This is a genomic window from Nocardiopsis trehalosi NBRC 14201 (genome assembly GCF_001552555.1).
Taxonomy (GTDB): Bacteria; Actinomycetota; Actinomycetes; order Streptosporangiales; family Streptosporangiaceae; genus Nocardiopsis_B; species Nocardiopsis_B trehalosi.
The window spans coordinates 20165-37441 of the sequence record NZ_BCRK01000011.1; the positions used below are offsets into that span (position 1 = coordinate 20165).

Genomic DNA, 17277 nt, shown 5'->3' on the forward strand with positions numbered 1-17277 from the left:
CGTGGCGCGGGTTGTCGGTGGAGCGGCCTAGCCTCTCGGCATGACGCGAGTGATGTACGCGGACGAGACGACGTCGGGTGAACGCGGGCCCGCCCTGGGGCTGGATATGGCCGGGGAGCGGGTCAGTGTGCGGGAGGTGATCCGGCGGCGGGTCTTCCAGGAGGTGGCGGAGTTCCACGCCCGGGGGTCGGAGGGGCCGTTCCGCGGGCTCGTCCGGCCGACGGCGGCCGAGGCGGAGCTGAACGGGCCGCGCGGCCCGCGGCACGCGCCGCCGCGGCTCGACCCGGAGCGGCAGTTCGACGCCGCTGTCGCGGCGTTCGCCCGGAACGGGTTCCTCGTGCTGGCCGGCGACCGGCGGCTGACCGACCTGGACGAGGAGATCGACCTGGTCCCGGACCTGGAGTTCACCTTCCTCAAGCTCGTCCCCCTGGTGGGTGGCTGATGTCCGACACCGACGACTTCACGCGGATCGACGCGCTCGTCCCCACCGCGGCGGCTGCGCTGGCCGCCGCCGAGCGCGGCGACCCGGACGCGGCCTGCGCGGCGCTGCTGGAGGCCGACGACTTCCCGGCGGCGCTCCGCCACCTGCCCCGGCTGCCCGAAGCGGTCCGCCGCGGCCTCGCCCGCCACTGCGTGGACCTGTACCGGGCCGCCGGGCCCGGAGAGCGGGGCGGCCGCCTGCTGATGGTGCACAGGGCGCTGCTGGCCCGCCGGCTCGACCTGGTGGAGGCCGACGGGTTCGAGGCGGCGATGCGCGCCGCCATGCACCTGGGGCCGACGGCCGACGAGGAGAAGCGCGCGCTGTGCGCGACCGCGCTGGCCTCCCCGGACTTCCGGCGCATGGTCGACCGCCTGCGCCCCTTCGAGTACGAGATGCGCCGCCGGCTGTTCGAGAACGTGCTGCGCCGGATGCAGGACACGGCCGGCACCCCGGAGGAGCGGGAGCGCGTCGCGTGGATGCGCGCGGTGCTGAAGGAGCGCCCCCTGTCCGTCCTGGACGCGGCGGAGGTGGAGCCCGCGCTGCTGGCCGCCGTCGAGCACGGGGACGTGGCGGCGGCGTGCGCGATGGCGATCGCGGACCGGGCGCCGCACGAGGTGCAGGACCGACTGGTGGAGCTGCCCGAGGGCGTCCGGACCGCCGGGCCCTCGCGGTGCCGGCGCCGGCGTCCGCTCCGCTGTTTCTCGGTTCTCGGACGGGGTAGGTCGAAGGGTGAAATAAGCTCGAAAAACGAGATACTTGAAAGTGAGCGCGGTGTTCTCCCTGGCCTACGCTCTGTTCGCCGCTGTGCACGCGGTGCTCGCCGTTCTGCTGGCGCGGGCCGCGGTGGGGCGGCGATCGGTCCCCCTGGGCCTGGCCGCGCTCGTGGCGGCCGGGCTGGTCTATGACAACGGCGTCGTGGCGGCGGGCCGCCTCATCGGCGAGGGCGGTCTGCTGATGGCGCTCAACCACCCCCGCTTCGTGATCCACGCCCTGCTCACGCCGCTGCTGATCGTCACCGCGGTGGGCCTGGCGCGCGCGTGCGGGGCGGGGTGGGCCCGCGCCCGCGCCGTCCACGTCCTGGCCTGGTGCCTGGCGCTCGGACTGGTCGGCTACGGGCTGGTGGCCGAGGTGTACGGCCTGGAGCTGGCGGCCGCCCCCGAAGGCGACGCGCTGCGCTACTCGGCCGCGCACACCGCCCCGCCGGTCCCCGCGATCGTCACCGTGGTGGCGCTGCTCGCCGCCGGCCTGGCGACGGTCCGGCGCGGCGGGGCCTGGATGGCCGGCGGCGCCGCCGCCATGTTCGCCGCCTCGGCCGTGCACTCGGCCCCCATGGCGATCGCCAACCTCGGCGAGGTCGCCTTCCTGGCCGGCATCGCGATGACCGCCCACCGCACCCCGGCCGCACCTACCCCACGGCCGGCCGGCACCGCGGCCTGACCGTCCCCCGCCGCCCCGGGCCGCTCCTGTGGTGTCAGGGGGTGGTCGGGCGGCGGGGGGTGGGGAGGAAGGCCGCGATGGCGAGGGCGACGAGGGCGGCGCCGGCGCCGACCGCCATGACCAGGCGGAAGCCCTCCTCGGCGGGGACCTCGGTGCCGCCCAGGGGGATGGTCATCTGGGCGAGGACGACGCCGGCCACCGCGCTGGACACCGAGGTGCCGATCGACCGCATGAGGGTGTTGAGGCTGTTGGCGGCCGCGGTCTCCGACACCGGGACGGCCCCCATGACCAGGGCGGGCATGGCGCCGTAGGCGAGGCCGATCCCCGCGCCGACCACGGCCGAGACGAGCACGAGCTGCCAGATCTCCGCCATCCCGACCGTGCTCATCCCGTACCCGGCGGCGACCACGGCGGCGCCGACCATGAGGGTGGTCTTCGGGCCGGCCGCCCGGGAGACGCGCGCCGACACCGGCGCCATGGCCATCATCACCAGGCCGGAGGGGGCCATGACCAGGCCGACGGCGACCATGCCCTGGCCGAGCCCGTAGCCGGTCTCCGCCGGGAGCTGGAGCACCTGCGGCAGCACCAGCGACATGGCGAACATGGCGAACCCGAACACGGCCGACGCGGCGTTGGTGAGCAGCACCTGGCGCCGGGCGGAGGTGCGCAGGTCGACCAGCGGTGCGGTGGTCCGCAGCTCCCACACGCCCCACAGCAGCAGGACGGCGGCCGCTGCGGCGAACAGCCCCAGGGTCAGCCCGCTCCCCCAGCCCCAGGTGGCGCCCTTGGAGATCGCCAGGAGCAGGCAGAGCAGCGCGACCGACAGCCCCGCGGCGCCGACCAGGTCGAACCGCCCCCCGCTGCGGACGGCGGACTCGGGCACCAGGGTGACCACGAGCAGGGCCGCCACCGCGCCGAGGCCGGCCGCCACCCAGAACAGCAGGTGCCAGTCGGCGTTCTCGGCGAGCAGCGCCGCCGCCGGCAGGCCGAGCGCGCCGCCGACGCCCAGCGAGGCGCTCATCAGGGCGGTCGCCGAGCCGAGCCGCTCGGACGGCAGCTCGTCGCGCATGATGCTGATCCCGAGGGGGATCACCCCGGCGGCCAGCCCCTGGAGCGCCCGGCCGACGACCATGGGCGCTAGGCCGTCGCTCAGCGCGGCGACCACCGAGCCCGCGATGAGCATGCCGAGGCTGACCAGGAGCATCCGCCGCTTGCCGTACATGTCGCCGAGCCGGCCGACCACGGGCGTCGCGACGGCGGCGGCGAGCAGGGTGGCGGTGATCGCCCAGGTGGTGTCGGACGCGGAGGCGCCGAGCAGCGCGGGCAGCGCCGGGACCAGCGGGATGACCAGGGTCTGCATCAGGGCGACCACGATCCCGGCGAACGCCAGCACCGCGACGAAGACGTCGGGCCGCGGTGGCGCGGGCGCCGGGGCGGTGTCGGGCACAACGGACATGGGCGGACCTCCGGGGACCGGTGCGGGTGGGGTTCGCGCTGTTTTTAAATCAATCGGTTGACTTAAGTTACCAGGCGGGGTTGACTGCTCACCGACGGACGGCCGACGCGAGGAGGTCCGATGGGCGAGGACGCCGGTGCGGCGGTGACCGCGGCCGACCGCACCCCGCGGTCGGAGCGGGCCGGCGCCACCCGCGAGCTGATCCTGGCGGCGGCGGAGCGGCTGTACGCCGAGCACGGCGTGTCCGCCGTCTCCAACCGCCAGGTCGGCGAGGCCGCGGGGCAGGGCAACACCGCCGCGGTCGGCTACCGCTTCGGCGCCAAGGCCGACCTGGTGCGGGTGATCGCGCGCAGGCGCAACGCGGCGGTCGAGCGGCTGCGGGGGCGCATGCTCGCCGAGCTGGGCGGTTCCCCCGATGTCCGCGACTCGGTGTCCTGCCTGGTCCACCCGCCGGCGCGGCACCTGGCCGACCTGGGCGCTCCCACCTGGTTCGCCCGCTTCTCCGTGCGGGTCCTGGCCGACCCCGCGCTGCGGCCGATCATGGCCGAGGAGGCCCTGGGCTCGCCCTCCCTGCGCCGGGTGCTCGACGGGGTCGACCGCCGCCTGCCCGACCTGCCGGCCGGGGTGCGCGCCGAGCGCAAGGCCCTGGCCCGCCACCTCATGACCCACATGCCCGCCGAGCGCGAGCGCGCCCTCGCCGAGGGCCGCCCCACGCACCGGCCGACCCGGCACGACGCGGCGACCGGGCTGGTCGACGCGCTCGTCGGCCTCTACCTGGCCCCCGTCACCCGCCCGCCCGCTCCGAAGGAGGAACGATGAAGGTCCACGTCGACGAGGACCGCTGCTGCGGCGCCGGCTCCTGCGTCCTGCGCGCGCCCGAGGTGTTCGACCAGCGCGACGAGGACGGCATCGTGGTGCTGCTCGACGCCGCGCCCCCGGCCGACCGGCACGCGGCGGTCCGCGAGGCCGCCGACGTCTGCCCCGCGTCGGCGATCGAGGTGCGCGGCGACGCATGAGCGCCCCGACCCGCGTCCTGGTCGTCGGCGCCTCCGCCGCCGGGCTCGCCACCGCCGAGGCCCTGCGCCGCAAGGGGTACGGGGGCGCGCTGACCCTCCTCGGCGCCGAACCGCACGCCCCCTACGACCGGCCCCCGCTGTCCAAGCAGGTGCTCCGCGGCGACTGGGAGCCGGGCCGGTCCCGGCTGCGGGCGCCCGAGGCCCTGGCCGCGCTGGACGCCGACCTCCTGCTCGGCGATCCGGCGGTGGCCCTCTCCCCGGCCGACCGCGCCGTCCGCACCGCGTCGGGCCGCGAGCTGGGGGCCGACGTCGTGGTGGTCGCCACCGGGGTGCGCCCGCGGACGCTGCCGGGGCAGGCCGGGCTGGCCGGGGCGCACGTGCTGCGCACCCTGGACGACGCTCTGGCGCTGCGCGCCGACCTGCTCGCGGCCCGCCGGGTCGTCGTCGTGGGCGACGGGGTGCTCGGCGCGGAGGCCGCCGCCACCGCGCGCGCCCTGGGCCGGGCGGTGACCCTGGTCGGCCCGCAGCGGGCGCCACTGGAGGCCCGGCTCGGACCGGTGCCGGCCGCCCTGCTGGCCCGACTGCACGCGGAGCAGGGCGTCGACCTGCGGCCGGGCGCCGCCGTGCGCGGCCTGGCCGGCCGGGGCGGGCGGGTGACCGGGGTCCGGCTCGCCTCCGGCGAGGAGCTGCCGGCCGACACCGTCGTGGTGGCGGTCGGCTCCGCACCGGCGACGGAGTGGCTGGCCGGCAGCGGGCTGCGGGTCGATGACGGGCTGGTGTGCGACTCCCGCTGCCGGGCCGCCGAGGGCGTCTACGCCGCCGGCGACGTGGCCCGCTGGCACCACGAGGGCCTGGGCGGGCTGCTGCGCCTGGAGAACCGGACCAACGCCACCGAGCAGGCGGCCGCCGTCGCCGGCAACGTCCTCGGCGCGGACCGGCCGTACACGCCCGTGCCCTTCCTGTGGACGGACCAGTTCGCCACCAAGGTGCAGGTGTACGGCGTCCCGGCGCCCGAGGACGTCCTGACGGTGGTCGAGGGCGACCCCGCCGGCGGCCGGTTCGTCGCGCTCTACCACCGCGACGGCACCGCCACCGGCGTCCTCGGCTGGAACATGCCCAAGCAGGCGCGGGCGCACCGCCGCGAGGTCGCCGACGCCCTCTCCTCCCCCTCGCCCTCCCCCGCACCCGCCGACCGCTGACCGCTGACCGGACCCTGGAGGAACGCATGACCCCGACCGCACCGTCCGCGGACGCGCCCGAGTACCCGATGCCCCGCGCCGCCGGCTGCCCGTTCGACCCGCCGCCCGCCCTGCGGGAGCGGCAGGCCGAGGGCCCGCTCACCCGGGTCCGGCTGTGGAACGGCGACACGCCCTGGCTGGTGACCCGGTACGCCGAGCAGCGGGCGCTGCTCGGCGACCCCCGGGTCAGCGCCGACGCCACCCGCCCCGGGTACCCGCTGCCGGCGCCGGTGGCGCCCGCCCCGGCCGGACCGGCCCCGGGCGCCGGCGCGGCGCCGCCGCGCCCCGGCGGCCTCGGCTTCATCCTGATGGACGACCCCGAGCACGCGCGGCAGCGGCGGATGGTGACGGCGTCGTTCGCCGTCCGCCGCATCGAGGCGCTGCGGCCCGCGGTGCAGCGCATCGTCGACGACCGGATCGACGCCCTGCTGGCCGGCCCGAAGCCCGTGGACCTGGTGGAGGCGTTCGCGCTGCCGGTCCCCTCGCTGGTGATCTGCGAACTCCTCGGCGTGCCCTACGCCGACCACGACTTCTTCCAGGAGCACAGCCGGACCGTCATCCGGCGCGGGGCCACCCCCGAGGAGCGCGGCGCGGCGATCGGCGCGCTGCGCGACTACCTGGACGGCCTGGTGGGCGACCGGCTCGCCGACCCGGGGCCGGACCTGCTCTCCGGCCTGGCCGAGCGGGTGCGCAACGGGGAGCTGGCCCGCGAGGACGCCGCGCAGATCGGTGTGCTGCTGCTGATCGCCGGGCACGAGACGACGGCGAACATGATCGCGCTGGGCACGCTGGCGCTGCTGGAGCACCCCGACCAGCTCGCCCGGCTGCGCGACGGCGCCGATCCGGCGTTCGTCGCGTCGGCGGTGGAGGAGCTGCTGCGCTACCTGCACATCACGCACAACGGGCGGCGGCGGGTGGCGCTGGAGGACATCGAGATCGGCGGGGAGGTGATCCGCGCGGGCGAGGGCCTGATTATGGCGAACGACATCGGCAACCGCGACCCGGCCGCCTTCCCCGACCCCGACCGGCTGGACCTCGGGCGCGACGCCCGCCACCACGTGGCGTTCGGGTTCGGCGTGCACCAGTGCCTCGGCCAGTCGCTGGCGCGGGTGGAGCTGCAGGCGGTCTACGGGACGCTCTACCGGCGTATCCCGACACTGCGCCGGGCCGTTCCGCTGGAGGCCGTCCCGTTCAAGCACGACGGCTCGGTCTACGGCGTCTACGAGCTGCCGGTCACCTGGTGACACGTCCCGGCGGCCGCGGATCCGGCCGCCGGGGGCGTACCGGTCAGAGGCGGACGGGGAGGAGGGTGAGGCTGCGGGTGGCCTTGTCGCGGGTGCGGCGCCGCGGGGTTCCGGCGAGGTGGATGCCGGGGAAGGTGCGCAGGACGCGGCTGAACACGACCTCGCCTTCGAGGCGGGCGAGCATGGCGCCGATGCAGTGGTGCGGGCCGTGCAGGAACGACAGGTGGCGGGCCGCGTTGGGCCGCCCCGGGCGGAAGGTGTCGGGGTCGGTGAACACGCGCGGGTCGCGGTTGGCCGCCGGCAGGATCTGGTAGACGGCCTGGCCGGCGTCGATGCGGGTCCGGCCGATGACGACGGGCCGGGTGGTGACCCGCAGGTCGAAGTGGACGGGCGGCTCGAACCGGAGGGCCTCCTCGACGGCGGCCGCCATGCCTCCGGCGGCGGCGATGCGGGCGGTCTCCTCGGGGTCGCGCAGCAGCAGTTCGAGCCCGTTGCCGAGCAGGCCGGCGGTGGTGTCGACCCCGGCGGCGAACAGCAGCATGAGCTGGGCCAGGGTGTCGCGGTCGTCGACGGGTGCGCCGTCGTCGTCGGTGAGGTGGGCGACGGCGGAGATGAGGTCGTCCCGCGGATCGCCGCGCCGCAGGCGGAGGGTCTCGGCGAGCGCGTCGATGAGGGCGCCCTGCCCGAGGACGGCGCGCTCCTGCTCGGCGCCGGAGATGCTGATGTCGAGGGTGGCGCCCATGTCGCGGGACCAGACGCGCCACTGGGCGAGGTCGGCGTCGGTGTCGATCGGCACGCCGAGGATGCCGGCGATGACGGCGACCGGCACCAGCGCGGCGATCTCCGCGATGAAGTCGACCTCCTGGCCGGGTTCGAGGCGGCCCAGCCGCTCGTCGACGATCCGCTCGACGAGCACCCGCCAGCGCGGGATGGCGGGCGTGGTGAAGAACGGGGACAGGATGCGGCGCAGCCGGGTGTGGACGGGCGGGTCGCTGAACATGAACTGCCGGCTGGCGACGTCGACGCTGGCGGCCTGCCGGGGGTCGCCGGGGTCGTGCCCGGCGGCGGGGCTGATCCAGAAGTGGTCCGACGAGAACAGGCTGGTGTCGCGGCACATCCCCTTGACGTCGTCGTAGCGGGTGACGAAGTAGCCCTGCATGGCGTCGGCCCAGTGGACGCCGTCGCCGGCCTCGCGCAGGGCCGCATAGGAGGGGTGGGGGTCGTCGTCGGCGGGGTCCAGCAGGCGGGCCAGCGCCTGCGCGGGTTCGGTGAGGGTCTCGGACACGCGGTCGATCCCTTCGATCACAGGGTGCGGCGGGACGTCTGGTGGTCGCTCCGGTGAGGCCGGAGGTCCCCGTGCTACCTGAGTGCCGATTGTGCCGATGATTTCGTTCTGAGCGCAATGGCGGACAAGAGGCTTAATGCCCTTAATGCGGCTCGATGGGCTCCTTCGTGCGACCCCACCCCGACCGGCCGCGGGGATCGGCATGGGGCCCGGCCGCCCCCTCACCGGAGGGGACCGCAGTGACATCAGGGGCGTTTGACCCACATGTGGCGACATTCACCATTGATGCGGGTGATAACAGAGAGATGAAAGGGTATGTCCGCTTAATCTTCCCTCTGCGGAACGCCGGACCGCGGCCCGCTCAACGCGGACCGATCTTCCCCCTGTCCCCTTGTCTCCGGGAGTCCACCCATGTCGTCCCCCACGTCCGCCGACCGCCCCACCTCGCGTATCTACAAGCGCGAGCGGCTCTCCGCCTACGACCGCTGGGTCTGGGGCTTCAGCTTCCAGCCCTGGGCGTGGGGCCCGCGCGCCGACCGGGTCGTGGAGTTCTACCGCACCCACCTCTCCCGCGACCACCTCGACGTCGGCGTCGGCACGGGGCTGCTGCTGGACCGGGCGGGCATGCCCGAGGGCCACGAGCGCCTGCACCTGCTCGACGCCAACCAGGGTCCGCTGGAGGAGACGGCCCAACGGCTCGCCCGGTTCTCCCCCACGATCACCCGCGCCGACGCGCTCGCCCCGTGGACGGAGCTGGAGCCGGGCACGTTCGCCTCGGTGGGCTGCATGAACGTCGTGCACTGCCTGCCCGACCCCGAGGGGCGGGGCATCGAGGCCAAGACCGCGCTGCTGGACTCGGTGGCGCGGGTGCTGCGGCCGGGCGGCCGGTTCTTCGGCGCCACGCTCCTGGACCGCGGGATCGCGGGCAAGTGGCGGCGGCCGATCGCGCCGCTGATGATGGCGGCCTACAACCGCCTGGCGTGGTTCTCCAACCGCGCCGACACCGCCGAGGACCTGGAGCGGGCCCTCGCCGCGCGCTTCGACGACGTCCACGTCTGGACGGAGGGCAGCCTGGCCCTCTGGTACGCCACGGCGCGGTCCTGAGCCGGAGGGCGCGCGGGGGCGGCGGCGGTGCCGTGGCCGCCCCCGCGCCCGCCCTCAGGCCAGGCCGGCGCGGGCCTTCGCCGCGGCGATGCGCCCCAGGCACTCGGTCTCGTCGAGCATCCACATCAGCTCGGTGGGCTTGCACACCCCGGTGATCCACATGTCCTGGATCTCGGGGAGGGTGAGCACGGCCTCCATGAGGGCGGGGAAGTGCGGCGGCCGGTTGGACTCGTCCCAGAAGTTCACCACGAACACGTCGGTGAACATGGCCGCGAACCGTCCCCACTCGTTCCAGAACGAGGTGAACGCCTCGCGCCCCCAGTCGGCGGTGAACGGCCGATCGCCGTGGGCGCGGATGGCGTCGAAGTAGGTCTGCGCGCACCGGGCGGAGTTGGTGTGCAGCTGCCCGGAGACCGGGTCGACCGTGATGACCGCGTCCGCCATGCCCAGCACCATGCCGCCCTCGGGCAGCTCGGCGACGGGCTGCCGGACCTGCGGCTTGATCTCCTCCATGATGACCGCGTTCGGGTCGACCAGGTAGGAGTCGGCGCAGCGCTCGGCGACGTCCGGCGCGTACTGGGCGAGCCTGCCCATCAGCACGTCCAGCCGCTTCTGCGCCGCGTCGGGGTCGCCCGGGCGGGGGCGCTCGTGGTCCTCCCAGGCCAGGCCCTCGCCGATCTCGCCCTTGGCGAAGATCGTGGTGGCCGGACCGTACACGGTGAGCTGGGGAACGATGAAGATGTTGCCCCCGCCGGGGACGGACACGACCTCCAGGCCGCGTTCGCGCACCGCCGGGTCGGGGTTGGGCTCGACCCCGAACAGGCTGGCCTGGGTGATCCGGCCGGCGTGGGCGCCGCCGGAGCGCGAAGCGTCGTAGTCGAAGAGGCCACCGAGTTCGCCGGAGCCCACCGCGATGACGACCAGGTCGAACATGCGCGTGAAGAACCGCAGGTCGGAGTAGGAGCAGCCCTGGACGACGACCTTGCCGCCCTGGTCCTCGAACGCCTCCAGCCAGTCGGCCATCTTCAGCCGGCTCTCGACGGCCAGGCTGGTGCCGCCCGCGTTCACGCCGCCGAACTCCATCGCCGGCATGCCGGGGGCGCGCAGGGAGAAGTGGATGCCCCGGGCGGTGGGGGCGGCCTCCCACTGGCCGAAGAACAGGCCAGCGTCACGCTCCATCGCCAGTACCTCGGGGAAGGTCATGGCGAGGACCCCGGTCGGGCCGCGGCGGATCTCCGGTGAGGTCCTGCCGGTCATGACGGTCACGTCGTAGCCGCCGCGGAGCAGCTTGTGGGCCAGGGTCAGCCCGCTGTAGCCCGCGCCGACGATCAGGATCTTGCGCATCGCGTCTCCTCGCTGGGTGCGGCGTGTCCGCGCCGGGGTGTCCGCATACCCGCGGGCGAGAGCCCGGTGTGAGATCCGCGCCGCGGTCTGGGGGGAGCAGGCCGGCTGGGGGCCCGGCGCACCCCGGACGGGGCCGCAGCCGGGACGGCCTGTTGATCACCGCCCATATAGTCCCATACCCGAACGGGTGGCCCGGCTGTGCCGACGTTTCGGGCGCCGAGGGGGGTGCCGGGCGCCGGAGCGCTCGGCACCCGGCCCGGTGCGCGGCCACCGCGGAAGGCGCGGGGCGCGGTCCGGGTCAGCCGGTCACGGTCACGGTCACGGGGTCGGAGCAGCCCAGCGACGGCGACAGCAGCAGGCTCACGGTGACCTCCGGGGTGCCGGCCGGGTCGGCGACGGAGAACGCGCAGACCGCCCCCGTCCCGGTGAGCGGGTACCAGAACCAGGTCTCGCCCACGGTCGCGCGGTCGACCTGCGTCCACCCGCCCGCCTCGGTGCGGTAGGCGACGAGTTCGACCTTGGCCTCCAGGTCGCCGACCCGGTGGGCGGTGAGGGTGACCCGCAGGTCGGTGCCGAACTCGGCGGCGGTGACCAGGTGGGACTCCGCGGCGTCCGCCGCCGCGGGGGCGGCGAGGACGGGCAGCAGGGCGGTGGCCGCCGCCGCGGCGAGCGCGGCGCGGCCGGCGGTGCGGACGGGGGTCGGGACGGGCATGGCGTCTCCTCTGCGTCGACCGCCCGGGGGTGACCCGCGTCACCCCGGCGGTTGCCCGTGAGACGCCGGGCGGGGCCGCCGGGTTGTCGGCCGCCCCGGCCGGTCCCGGACCGGCCGGGCCTCAGGACCCGATACCGAGCCCGAACACCTCCAGGACGCTGTACACGCCGAGGACCGCGATGGCGGCGCTGCTGAGCACCAGGGCGCCGGTGAGCCAGGGGTTGCGCCGGAACCGCGGGTCGACCTCGGTGGAGCGCAGCCGCCACACGGCGATCACCACGGCGAGCAGGAAGATCCCGCCCGCGATTCCGCCGATCTGCACCATGAGCACCGGCGACTGGATGAACAGGAACGACGCGGCCCACAGCGGCTGGAAGACCCAGGTGAGGATGCGGATGGTCCGGCGGCGGACGGCGACGTCGGACCAGTCGATGACGCCGAGCAGGCCCAGCGTGTTGGTCCACAGCCGCGGGACGCTGGCGGTGGACCCGATGTTGGTGGACCACAGCACGGCGACCGCGCCGATGAGGAAGACGTACTCGGCCCACGGCCCCATGGTGTCGGTGTACATCCGGGCCAGGGTGGTGATCATGGCGTTGCCCTCGGGGACGAGCCCCTGCGGGTGCAGCACGGACGCCCCGATGATGTAGAACGCGAGCGTGCACAGGGTGCACACCAGCCACGACACCAGGACGTCCAGGCGCATGACGCGCAGCCAGCCCTCGGCGCGGCGGGCGCGCTCCTCGGTGCCGTCGTCGGGGCCGGTCCAGCGGGCGTAGCCCTTCTCCAGGCACCAGTAGGTGTAGGTGGTCATCTCGTCCGCGCCGACCCCGGTCATGCCGAACATGGCGACCGCGATGCCGATGGTGCCCGCCGGGATGGCGAAGCTCAGCCCGGTGGCGAGGTCGGCCGAACCGTAGCCGAACTCGGTGAGCGGCAGCCCGAGGGCCAGGCCGACCGTTGCGAGGGTGAACACGCCGACGGACACCGCGGCGAGGCGTTCGACGATGCTGTAGCGGCTGCTCTGCAGCAGCAGGATGGTGGTCACGACGACGATCCCGGTCCACACCGCCAGCGACGGGAAGGACAGGGGCTCGCCGTAGATCGGCCAGAGGATGGACAGCGCCGCCGCGACGCCGCCGATGATGCCGCCGCGCTGGAGCATCTTGGCGAAGTCCATGCCGATCCACAGCCAGTTGATCCAGCCGACGCGGCCGACGCGCGGCCCCACCTGGCTGAACCCCTGGAGGGCGGGCTTGCCGGTGAGGATGGTCCACCGCGCCAGCTCCATCTGGATCCACACCTTGATCGCGGTGCTGGCGATGACGAGCCACAGCAGGACGAACCCGGCGCGGGCGCCCAGCGAGGTGGTGACGATCAGCTCGCCGGAGCCGACGACCGCCGCGGACAGGATGAGGCCCGGCCCGAGGTGGCGGAGCCGCCCGGTGAAGGTGCGCGGGGCCTCGCGGGCGTCCTCGGGGCGCAGCGCGTAGGGGTCGGGGACGGCCGCTGCCGCCCCCTGGGGGGAGGTGGTGCTCATGATGGGGTTCTTTCGGTCGGGCGGGACCGCCGTCGGGCGGAGGGAGGGTGGGTGGGCCGGGGCCGGGGGCCGGTCGGCGGTACGCGCGACCGCCCGCGCGGCGCCTCGGCGGCGTCGCGGGTGCGGGTGCGGGTGCGGGTGCGGCGGCGTCGCGGGTGCGGGGCGGGGGCGCGGTCAGGCCGCGGCGTGGCGGGGCTCCTCGCCGCGCAGGACGCGGACGATGTCCTCGGCGACCATGGCGCCCATGGTGCGGTTGGCCTCGCGGCCGCAGGCGCCGATGTGCGGGGTGAGGACCGTGTTGGGGGCGGTACGCAGCGGGCTGTCGCCGGGCAGGGGCTCCCCGGCGAACGCGTCGAGGGCGGCCGCGCCGATGTGCCCGCGGTTGAGCAGGTCGGCGAGCGCGGCCTCGTCGACCAGGCCGCCGCGCGCGGCGTTGACCAGGCAGGACCCGGGGCGCATGGCCTCCAGGCGGGCGCGGTCGAGCAGCGGGGGCGCCCCCGGGTCGCCGGGCAGGTGCAGGCTGACCACGTCGGAGGCGGTGACGCAGGTGTCGAGATCGACGGGGTCGGCGCCGTGGGCGGCGATCTCGGCCGGGGCGAGGTAGGGGTCGTGGGCGGCGACGCGCATGCCGAACGCGCGCCCGTAGCCGGCGAGGATGCGGCCGATCCGGCCGAACCCGACGATGCCGAGGGTGCGCCCGTCGAGTTCGGGGCCGAACGGCTTGGGCCAGGCGCCGGCGCGCACGGCGGCGTCGGCGGCGGGGATGTGCCGGGTGGCGGCGAGGATGAGGCCGAACGTCAGCTCGGCGACGGCGCGCGAGTTGCTGCCCGGGGCGTAGACGACCCGGACGCCGCGCGCACGGGCGGCGTCGAGGTCGATGTTGTCGACGCCCACCCCGTGCTTGGCCACGACGCGCAGCCGGGGGGCGGCGTCCATGACGTCGGCGGTGATGGGATCGAGGCCCACCACCAGCGCCTCGGCGCCGCCGACGCGGGCCAGCAGTTCCGCGCGGGGCAGGGCGGCGTCCTCGCACGGGCGCTCGGCGGTGAGGCCGGCCTCGGTGAAGACGTGCCACGGCGCGTCGGAGAAGCGGGCGAAGGTGGGTGTGGTCACCAGGACCTGGGACATGGGGCGTGGTCTCCCTCCGGGCGGCGGCCGGTGCGGGGCCGCCGCCCGTGTCTGCGGCCCGGCGGCTGCGGGCGGAGGCGGGGCGGGCGGGGGCGGCGGGGCGGGGCCCGCCGGGGCGCGGGTCAGGCGCCGCCGCGGGCGGCGTCGAGGTGGGCGGCGGCGGCCTGCTCCAGGTGGACCAGGTCGGAGGCGACCGAGGCGAAGGTGAAGCCCTCGGCGAGGCGGCGGGCGGCCACGGCGCCGCTGGGCGTGTGGATGCCCGCGGCGATGCCGGCCGCCGCGGCGGCGTCGCGGACCCGGACCACGGCGGCGTCGAACACGGCGTCGACGGCGGGGTCGGTGGAGGTGGCGCCGCCGACCGCCAGGCGCAGGTCGGACGGGCCGACGTAGACGCCGTCGAGCCCGGGGACGGCGCAGATCTCCTCGACGTTGGCCAGGCCCTGCGGGGTCTCGATCATGGCGAGCACGAGGGTGGCCGCGTCGGCCTCGGCGGGTGCGGGGCCGATGCGCAGCATCGAGCGCATGGGGCCGTAGGAGCGGATGCCGTGCGGCGGGTAGCGGGTGGCGGCGACCGCGGCCGCGGCGTCCTCGGCGCTGTTGACGAGCGGGACGATCACGCCCGCCGCTCCGGCGTCGAGGGCCCGGCCGATGGGGGTGGGGTCGTTGGCCTCGACCCGGACGACGCCGACGGAGGTGCCGCCCGCGTCGACGGCGAGCAGGTTGTTCAGCATCCCGGAGTAGCCGAAGAGGCCGTGCTGGGCGTCGAGGGCGACGTAGTCGTAGCCGAGGCGGGCCAGGCGCTCGACGGCCACGGGGGCGTCGAGCAGGCTCCAGTAGCCGATGGCGGGCTCGCGGTTGCGGATCCTGCGGGCGAAGTCGGCCGCGGTCATGGGGTCACGTTCCCTTCGGAGGCGGTGCGGTCGGGCGCCGGTCAGCGGTTGTAGGCGGGCATGGGGCCGGCGAGTTCGGCGCCGACGGCGTCGCAGGCCGCGGCGGCGTCGGCGGGCAGCGGGCCGGCCGCCGCGGCGGCGATGTTGGCGGTGAGGTGCGCGGTGGAGGAGCCGCCGAGCAGCAGCGCCCCGGTCTCGGGGCGGCCGAGCAGCCAGCGCAGGGCGAGGTCGGTGAGCGGGATCCCCGCCTCGTCGGCGATGCGCCCGAGGGCGTCGACCGCGTCGAACAGCCGGACGTCCCAGTAGCGCTCCCGGTACATGGCGGCGAGCCGGGAGTCGCCGAACCGGCCGGAGTCGGGGGTGGTGTCGAAGCGGTGCCGTCCGGTGAGCAGGCCGCCGCCGAGCGGGTTGTAGACCATGGTCAGCAGGCCGGTGGTCCGCGCGAACTCGGAGTACTCGGCCTCGATCCGGCGGGCGAGCAGGTTGTAGAGCTGCTGGGCGACGACCGGGCGCGGCGCCCCGGCGGCGTCGGCGGCGCGGTTGAGCTCGCCGATCTGCCAGGCGGCGAAGTTGGAGACGCCCAGCGCGCCGATGCGGCCCTCGGCGACGAGTTCGGCGATGGTGCCCATGGTCTCGGCGAGCGGGGTGGCCCGGTCGGGCTGGTGCAGGTAGAACAGGTCGACCCGGTCGGTGCCGAGGCGGGCCAGGCTGCCTTCGAGGGCGGCGCGCAGGCCCGGGGCCGAGAGGGGGGCGTGCCCGGCGGCGTCGGGGTGCGGGATGCCGGCCTTGGTGGCGAGGACGACGCGGTCGCGGCGGGCGGGCAGCAGGTCGCGCAGGATCTCCTCGCTGGCGCCGCCCGCGTAGCCGTTGGCGGTGTCGACGCCGGTGATCCCGGCCTCCAGGGCGGTGTCGAGCATCCGGGCGGCGCCCGCCGCGTCGACGGTGTCGCCGAAGGTCATGGTGCCGAGGACGAGCCGCGACAGGGGCACGTCGGTACCGGGCAGCGCCAGGGGCGCGGTCGGTGCGGCGGGGGCGGTGTCGGTCATCGGTCTCCTCGGACGGGCGGGGCCGACGGCGCGGCTCGGGCGCGGCGGCGTGTTACCCGCGTCACCATCGCACAAACTGCGTGGTGTGCGCAATACCCCGGCGTGAATCTGCGCGAAAGACGCACAGAATCCGGTCATGGGACCGCGCGGTCCCCCGCCGCGCGCGGACAGCGGGCACCTGCGGGGGCCGCACCCTCCCCCGGTCGCGACCGCCCGTCCGGGCACGTCACTGCCGCTCCCTGGACGGCCGCAACGGGGCTGCGCGCGCGGCCGCCGGGCGCGCACGGGGCCGCCGGGGACGCGGGCCGCGTCCCCGGCACGCCGCCGCCCCGCGCCGTCCCGTATTGCGCGTTGCGCGCAGGAGTGCGATCCTCGCCCCGAGCCGCCGTCCCCGCGGCGGTGCCGCCGGTCCGGCGGCGGCCGCGCGCCGCGCGGCCCACCCCGCGATGCGGCTGCACGCGGATGGGCCGCGCCGCCGCCGGTAGCATGATCCCGGCCCCGCGCCCGGCGGCGGATCCGTCCCCCGCGCCGCCGCAGATGTGAGAGGACGCCGATGCCCCGTGGTACCCGCGCCCGGCGGGCGGCCATCGTCCGGCTCGCCACCACGTCCGGACTCGCCAGTGTCGAGGACCTGTCCGCCACCTTCGGCGTGACCCCCTCGACCATCCGCCGCGACCTCGCCCACCTGGAGGCGGCCGGCGAACTCGCCCGCACCTACGGCGGGGCGATCGCGGTCGCCGCCCACCCCGAGGCGTCGCTGCGCCAGCGCCTCGGCGAGGCGTTCGACGCCAAGCGCGCCATCGCGACCTGGGCGGCGGCCCAGATCCGCGCGGGCGAGACCGTGCTGCTCGACGCCGGCTCGACCACCGGCGCGCTCGCCCACGAGCTGCGCGCGGCGCGCGACCTGACGGTGGCCACCACCGGCATGACCGTGCTGGAGGAGCTGGCCACCGCCGAGCACGTGCACGTCGAGTGCCTGGGCGGCACGCTGCGCCACCTCAGCGCGGGCTTCGTCGGCCCGCTCGCCGAGGCGGCGCTGTCGCGCATGACGTTCGACCGCGCGTTCCTCGGCGCCGACGGCGTGGACGCCCGCGACGGCATCTGCGAGGCGAGCCTGCAGCAGACCCGGCTCAAGGAGCTGATGGCGCACCGCTCGGAGAAGGTCTACGTGCTCATCCACTCCGCCAAGCTCGGCCGCCGCCCCTTCCACGCGTGGGCCCGCCTCGACCCGGGCTGGACCCTGGTGACCGACGCCGACGCCGCCCCCGAGGCGCTGGCGCCGTTCCACGAGGCCGGGGTGGAGGTCGTGGTGGCCGACCCCGCCGGCGGCTGACCCGCGCACCCGGCGCGCCCCGC

At 75.9% G+C, this 17277-nt stretch carries 17 protein-coding genes; 9 read left to right on the top strand and 8 right to left on the bottom strand.

The genetic code is table 11. The annotated features are described in order from the left end of the window. Positions 1-40: 40 nt before the first annotated feature. The 3 genes from NT8_RS03575 to NT8_RS03580 are packed head-to-tail and all read left to right on the top strand — an operon-like array spanning position 41 to position 1918. Positions 41-442 carry a hypothetical protein gene (locus tag NT8_RS03575; protein WP_067964196.1) on the top strand — a complete coding sequence of 134 codons (402 nt, stop codon included), beginning with the start codon at positions 41-43 and terminating at the stop codon, positions 440-442. Then, positions 442-1386, top strand: a complete 945-nt coding sequence (locus NT8_RS30595) for a hypothetical protein (protein WP_245646018.1) — start codon at positions 442-444, stop codon at positions 1384-1386. The genes NT8_RS03575 and NT8_RS30595 overlap by 1 nt, the downstream gene beginning before the upstream one ends. Then, positions 1325-1918, top strand: a complete 594-nt coding sequence (locus tag NT8_RS03580) for a hypothetical protein (protein WP_245646019.1) — start codon at positions 1325-1327, stop codon at positions 1916-1918. The genes NT8_RS30595 and NT8_RS03580 overlap by 62 nt, the downstream gene beginning before the upstream one ends. Before the next feature lie 34 nt (positions 1919-1952). On the opposite strand, the gene NT8_RS03585 is transcribed toward NT8_RS03580, so the two are convergent. Further along, a complete protein-coding gene (locus NT8_RS03585; RefSeq protein WP_067964202.1) occupies positions 1953-3374 on the bottom strand; it encodes an MFS transporter in 1422 nt (473 codons plus the stop codon). A 120-nt stretch (positions 3375-3494) separates the two neighbouring features. Between NT8_RS03585 and NT8_RS03590 the strand changes: the two genes are divergently transcribed. The 4 genes from NT8_RS03590 to NT8_RS03605 are packed head-to-tail and all read left to right on the top strand — an operon-like array spanning position 3495 to position 6872. Further along, the gene (locus NT8_RS03590; protein WP_067964204.1) at positions 3495-4193 is read left to right on the top strand and encodes a TetR/AcrR family transcriptional regulator; all 699 of its coding nucleotides are present in this window, start codon (positions 3495-3497) and stop codon (positions 4191-4193) included. After that, positions 4190-4390 carry a ferredoxin gene (locus tag NT8_RS03595; protein ID WP_067964207.1) on the top strand — a complete coding sequence of 67 codons (201 nt, stop codon included), beginning with the start codon at positions 4190-4192 and terminating at the stop codon, positions 4388-4390. The genes NT8_RS03590 and NT8_RS03595 overlap by 4 nt, the downstream gene beginning before the upstream one ends. Then, the gene (locus NT8_RS03600; RefSeq protein WP_067964209.1) at positions 4387-5589 is read left to right on the top strand and encodes an NAD(P)/FAD-dependent oxidoreductase; all 1203 of its coding nucleotides are present in this window, start codon (positions 4387-4389) and stop codon (positions 5587-5589) included. The genes NT8_RS03595 and NT8_RS03600 overlap by 4 nt, the downstream gene beginning before the upstream one ends. A 26-nt stretch (positions 5590-5615) precedes the next feature. Further along, positions 5616-6872: a cytochrome P450 gene (locus tag NT8_RS03605; RefSeq protein ID WP_067964212.1), complete on the top strand. Its 1257-nt coding sequence runs from the start codon at positions 5616-5618 to the stop codon at positions 6870-6872. Between the two features lie 43 nt (positions 6873-6915). Here NT8_RS03605 and NT8_RS03610 read toward each other — a convergent pair whose 3' ends face one another. Continuing rightward, the gene (locus tag NT8_RS03610) at positions 6916-8157 is read right to left on the bottom strand and encodes a cytochrome P450 (RefSeq protein WP_157515498.1); all 1242 of its coding nucleotides are present in this window, start codon (positions 8155-8157) and stop codon (positions 6916-6918) included. Positions 8158-8568: 411 nt separating this feature from the next. On the opposite strand from NT8_RS03610, the gene NT8_RS03615 reads away from it, so the two are divergent. Continuing rightward, positions 8569-9261: a class I SAM-dependent methyltransferase gene (locus NT8_RS03615; protein ID WP_067964214.1), complete on the top strand. Its 693-nt coding sequence runs from the start codon at positions 8569-8571 to the stop codon at positions 9259-9261. A gap of 54 nt (positions 9262-9315) precedes the next feature. On the opposite strand, the gene NT8_RS03620 is transcribed toward NT8_RS03615, so the two are convergent. The 6 genes from NT8_RS03620 to NT8_RS03645 form a co-directional block, all read right to left on the bottom strand. Then, the gene (locus NT8_RS03620; RefSeq protein ID WP_067964216.1) at positions 9316-10605 is read right to left on the bottom strand and encodes a styrene monooxygenase/indole monooxygenase family protein; all 1290 of its coding nucleotides are present in this window, start codon (positions 10603-10605) and stop codon (positions 9316-9318) included. A 298-nt stretch (positions 10606-10903) separates the two neighbouring features. Next, entirely contained in the window at positions 10904-11317 is a 414-nt protein-coding gene (locus NT8_RS03625; RefSeq protein ID WP_067964217.1) for a hypothetical protein, read from the bottom strand. A 121-nt stretch (positions 11318-11438) separates the two neighbouring features. Further along, positions 11439-12857: an Nramp family divalent metal transporter gene (locus NT8_RS03630; protein ID WP_067964219.1), complete on the bottom strand. Its 1419-nt coding sequence runs from the start codon at positions 12855-12857 to the stop codon at positions 11439-11441. Positions 12858-13031: 174 nt separating this feature from the next. Continuing rightward, entirely contained in the window at positions 13032-13985 is a 954-nt protein-coding gene (locus tag NT8_RS03635) for a phosphoglycerate dehydrogenase (protein WP_067964222.1), read from the bottom strand. 122 nt (positions 13986-14107) lie between these two features. Further along, a complete protein-coding gene (locus NT8_RS03640) occupies positions 14108-14875 on the bottom strand; it encodes an HpcH/HpaI aldolase family protein (RefSeq protein WP_067964223.1) in 768 nt (255 codons plus the stop codon). A 41-nt stretch (positions 14876-14916) separates the two neighbouring features. Beyond that, positions 14917-15921, bottom strand: a complete 1005-nt coding sequence (locus NT8_RS03645; protein WP_067964224.1) for an aldo/keto reductase — start codon at positions 15919-15921, stop codon at positions 14917-14919. A 553-nt stretch (positions 15922-16474) separates the two neighbouring features. On the opposite strand from NT8_RS03645, the gene NT8_RS03650 reads away from it, so the two are divergent. Next, positions 16475-17254, top strand: coding sequence for a DeoR/GlpR family DNA-binding transcription regulator (locus NT8_RS03650; RefSeq protein WP_067964225.1), 780 nt, complete (start codon positions 16475-16477; stop codon positions 17252-17254). The last annotated feature ends 23 nt before the right edge of the window (positions 17255-17277 follow it).

Excerpts from the sequence above, each read along its gene's own strand:
- NT8_RS03575 (WP_067964196.1), top strand. The coding sequence starts at position 41 with ATGACGCGAGTGATGTACGCGGACGAGACGACGTCGGGTGAACGCGGG.
- NT8_RS30595 (WP_245646018.1), top strand. The coding sequence starts at position 442 with ATGTCCGACACCGACGACTTCACGCGGATCGACGCGCTCGTCCCCACC.
- NT8_RS03585 (WP_067964202.1), bottom strand. The coding sequence starts at position 3,374 with ATGTCCGTTGTGCCCGACACCGCCCCGGCGCCCGCGCCACCGCGGCCC.
- NT8_RS03590 (WP_067964204.1), top strand. The coding sequence starts at position 3,495 with ATGGGCGAGGACGCCGGTGCGGCGGTGACCGCGGCCGACCGCACCCCG.
- NT8_RS03595 (WP_067964207.1), top strand. The coding sequence starts at position 4,190 with ATGAAGGTCCACGTCGACGAGGACCGCTGCTGCGGCGCCGGCTCCTGC.
- NT8_RS03600 (WP_067964209.1), top strand. The coding sequence starts at position 4,387 with ATGAGCGCCCCGACCCGCGTCCTGGTCGTCGGCGCCTCCGCCGCCGGG.
- NT8_RS03605 (WP_067964212.1), top strand. The coding sequence starts at position 5,616 with ATGACCCCGACCGCACCGTCCGCGGACGCGCCCGAGTACCCGATGCCC.
- NT8_RS03615 (WP_067964214.1), top strand. The coding sequence starts at position 8,569 with ATGTCGTCCCCCACGTCCGCCGACCGCCCCACCTCGCGTATCTACAAG.
- NT8_RS03620 (WP_067964216.1), bottom strand. The coding sequence starts at position 10,605 with ATGCGCAAGATCCTGATCGTCGGCGCGGGCTACAGCGGGCTGACCCTG.
- NT8_RS03625 (WP_067964217.1), bottom strand. The coding sequence starts at position 11,317 with ATGCCCGTCCCGACCCCCGTCCGCACCGCCGGCCGCGCCGCGCTCGCC.
- NT8_RS03630 (WP_067964219.1), bottom strand. The coding sequence starts at position 12,857 with ATGAGCACCACCTCCCCCCAGGGGGCGGCAGCGGCCGTCCCCGACCCC.
- NT8_RS03635 (WP_067964222.1), bottom strand. The coding sequence starts at position 13,985 with ATGTCCCAGGTCCTGGTGACCACACCCACCTTCGCCCGCTTCTCCGAC.
- NT8_RS03640 (WP_067964223.1), bottom strand. The coding sequence starts at position 14,875 with ATGACCGCGGCCGACTTCGCCCGCAGGATCCGCAACCGCGAGCCCGCC.
- NT8_RS03645 (WP_067964224.1), bottom strand. The coding sequence starts at position 15,921 with ATGACCGACACCGCCCCCGCCGCACCGACCGCGCCCCTGGCGCTGCCC.
- NT8_RS03650 (WP_067964225.1), top strand. The coding sequence starts at position 16,475 with ATGCCCCGTGGTACCCGCGCCCGGCGGGCGGCCATCGTCCGGCTCGCC.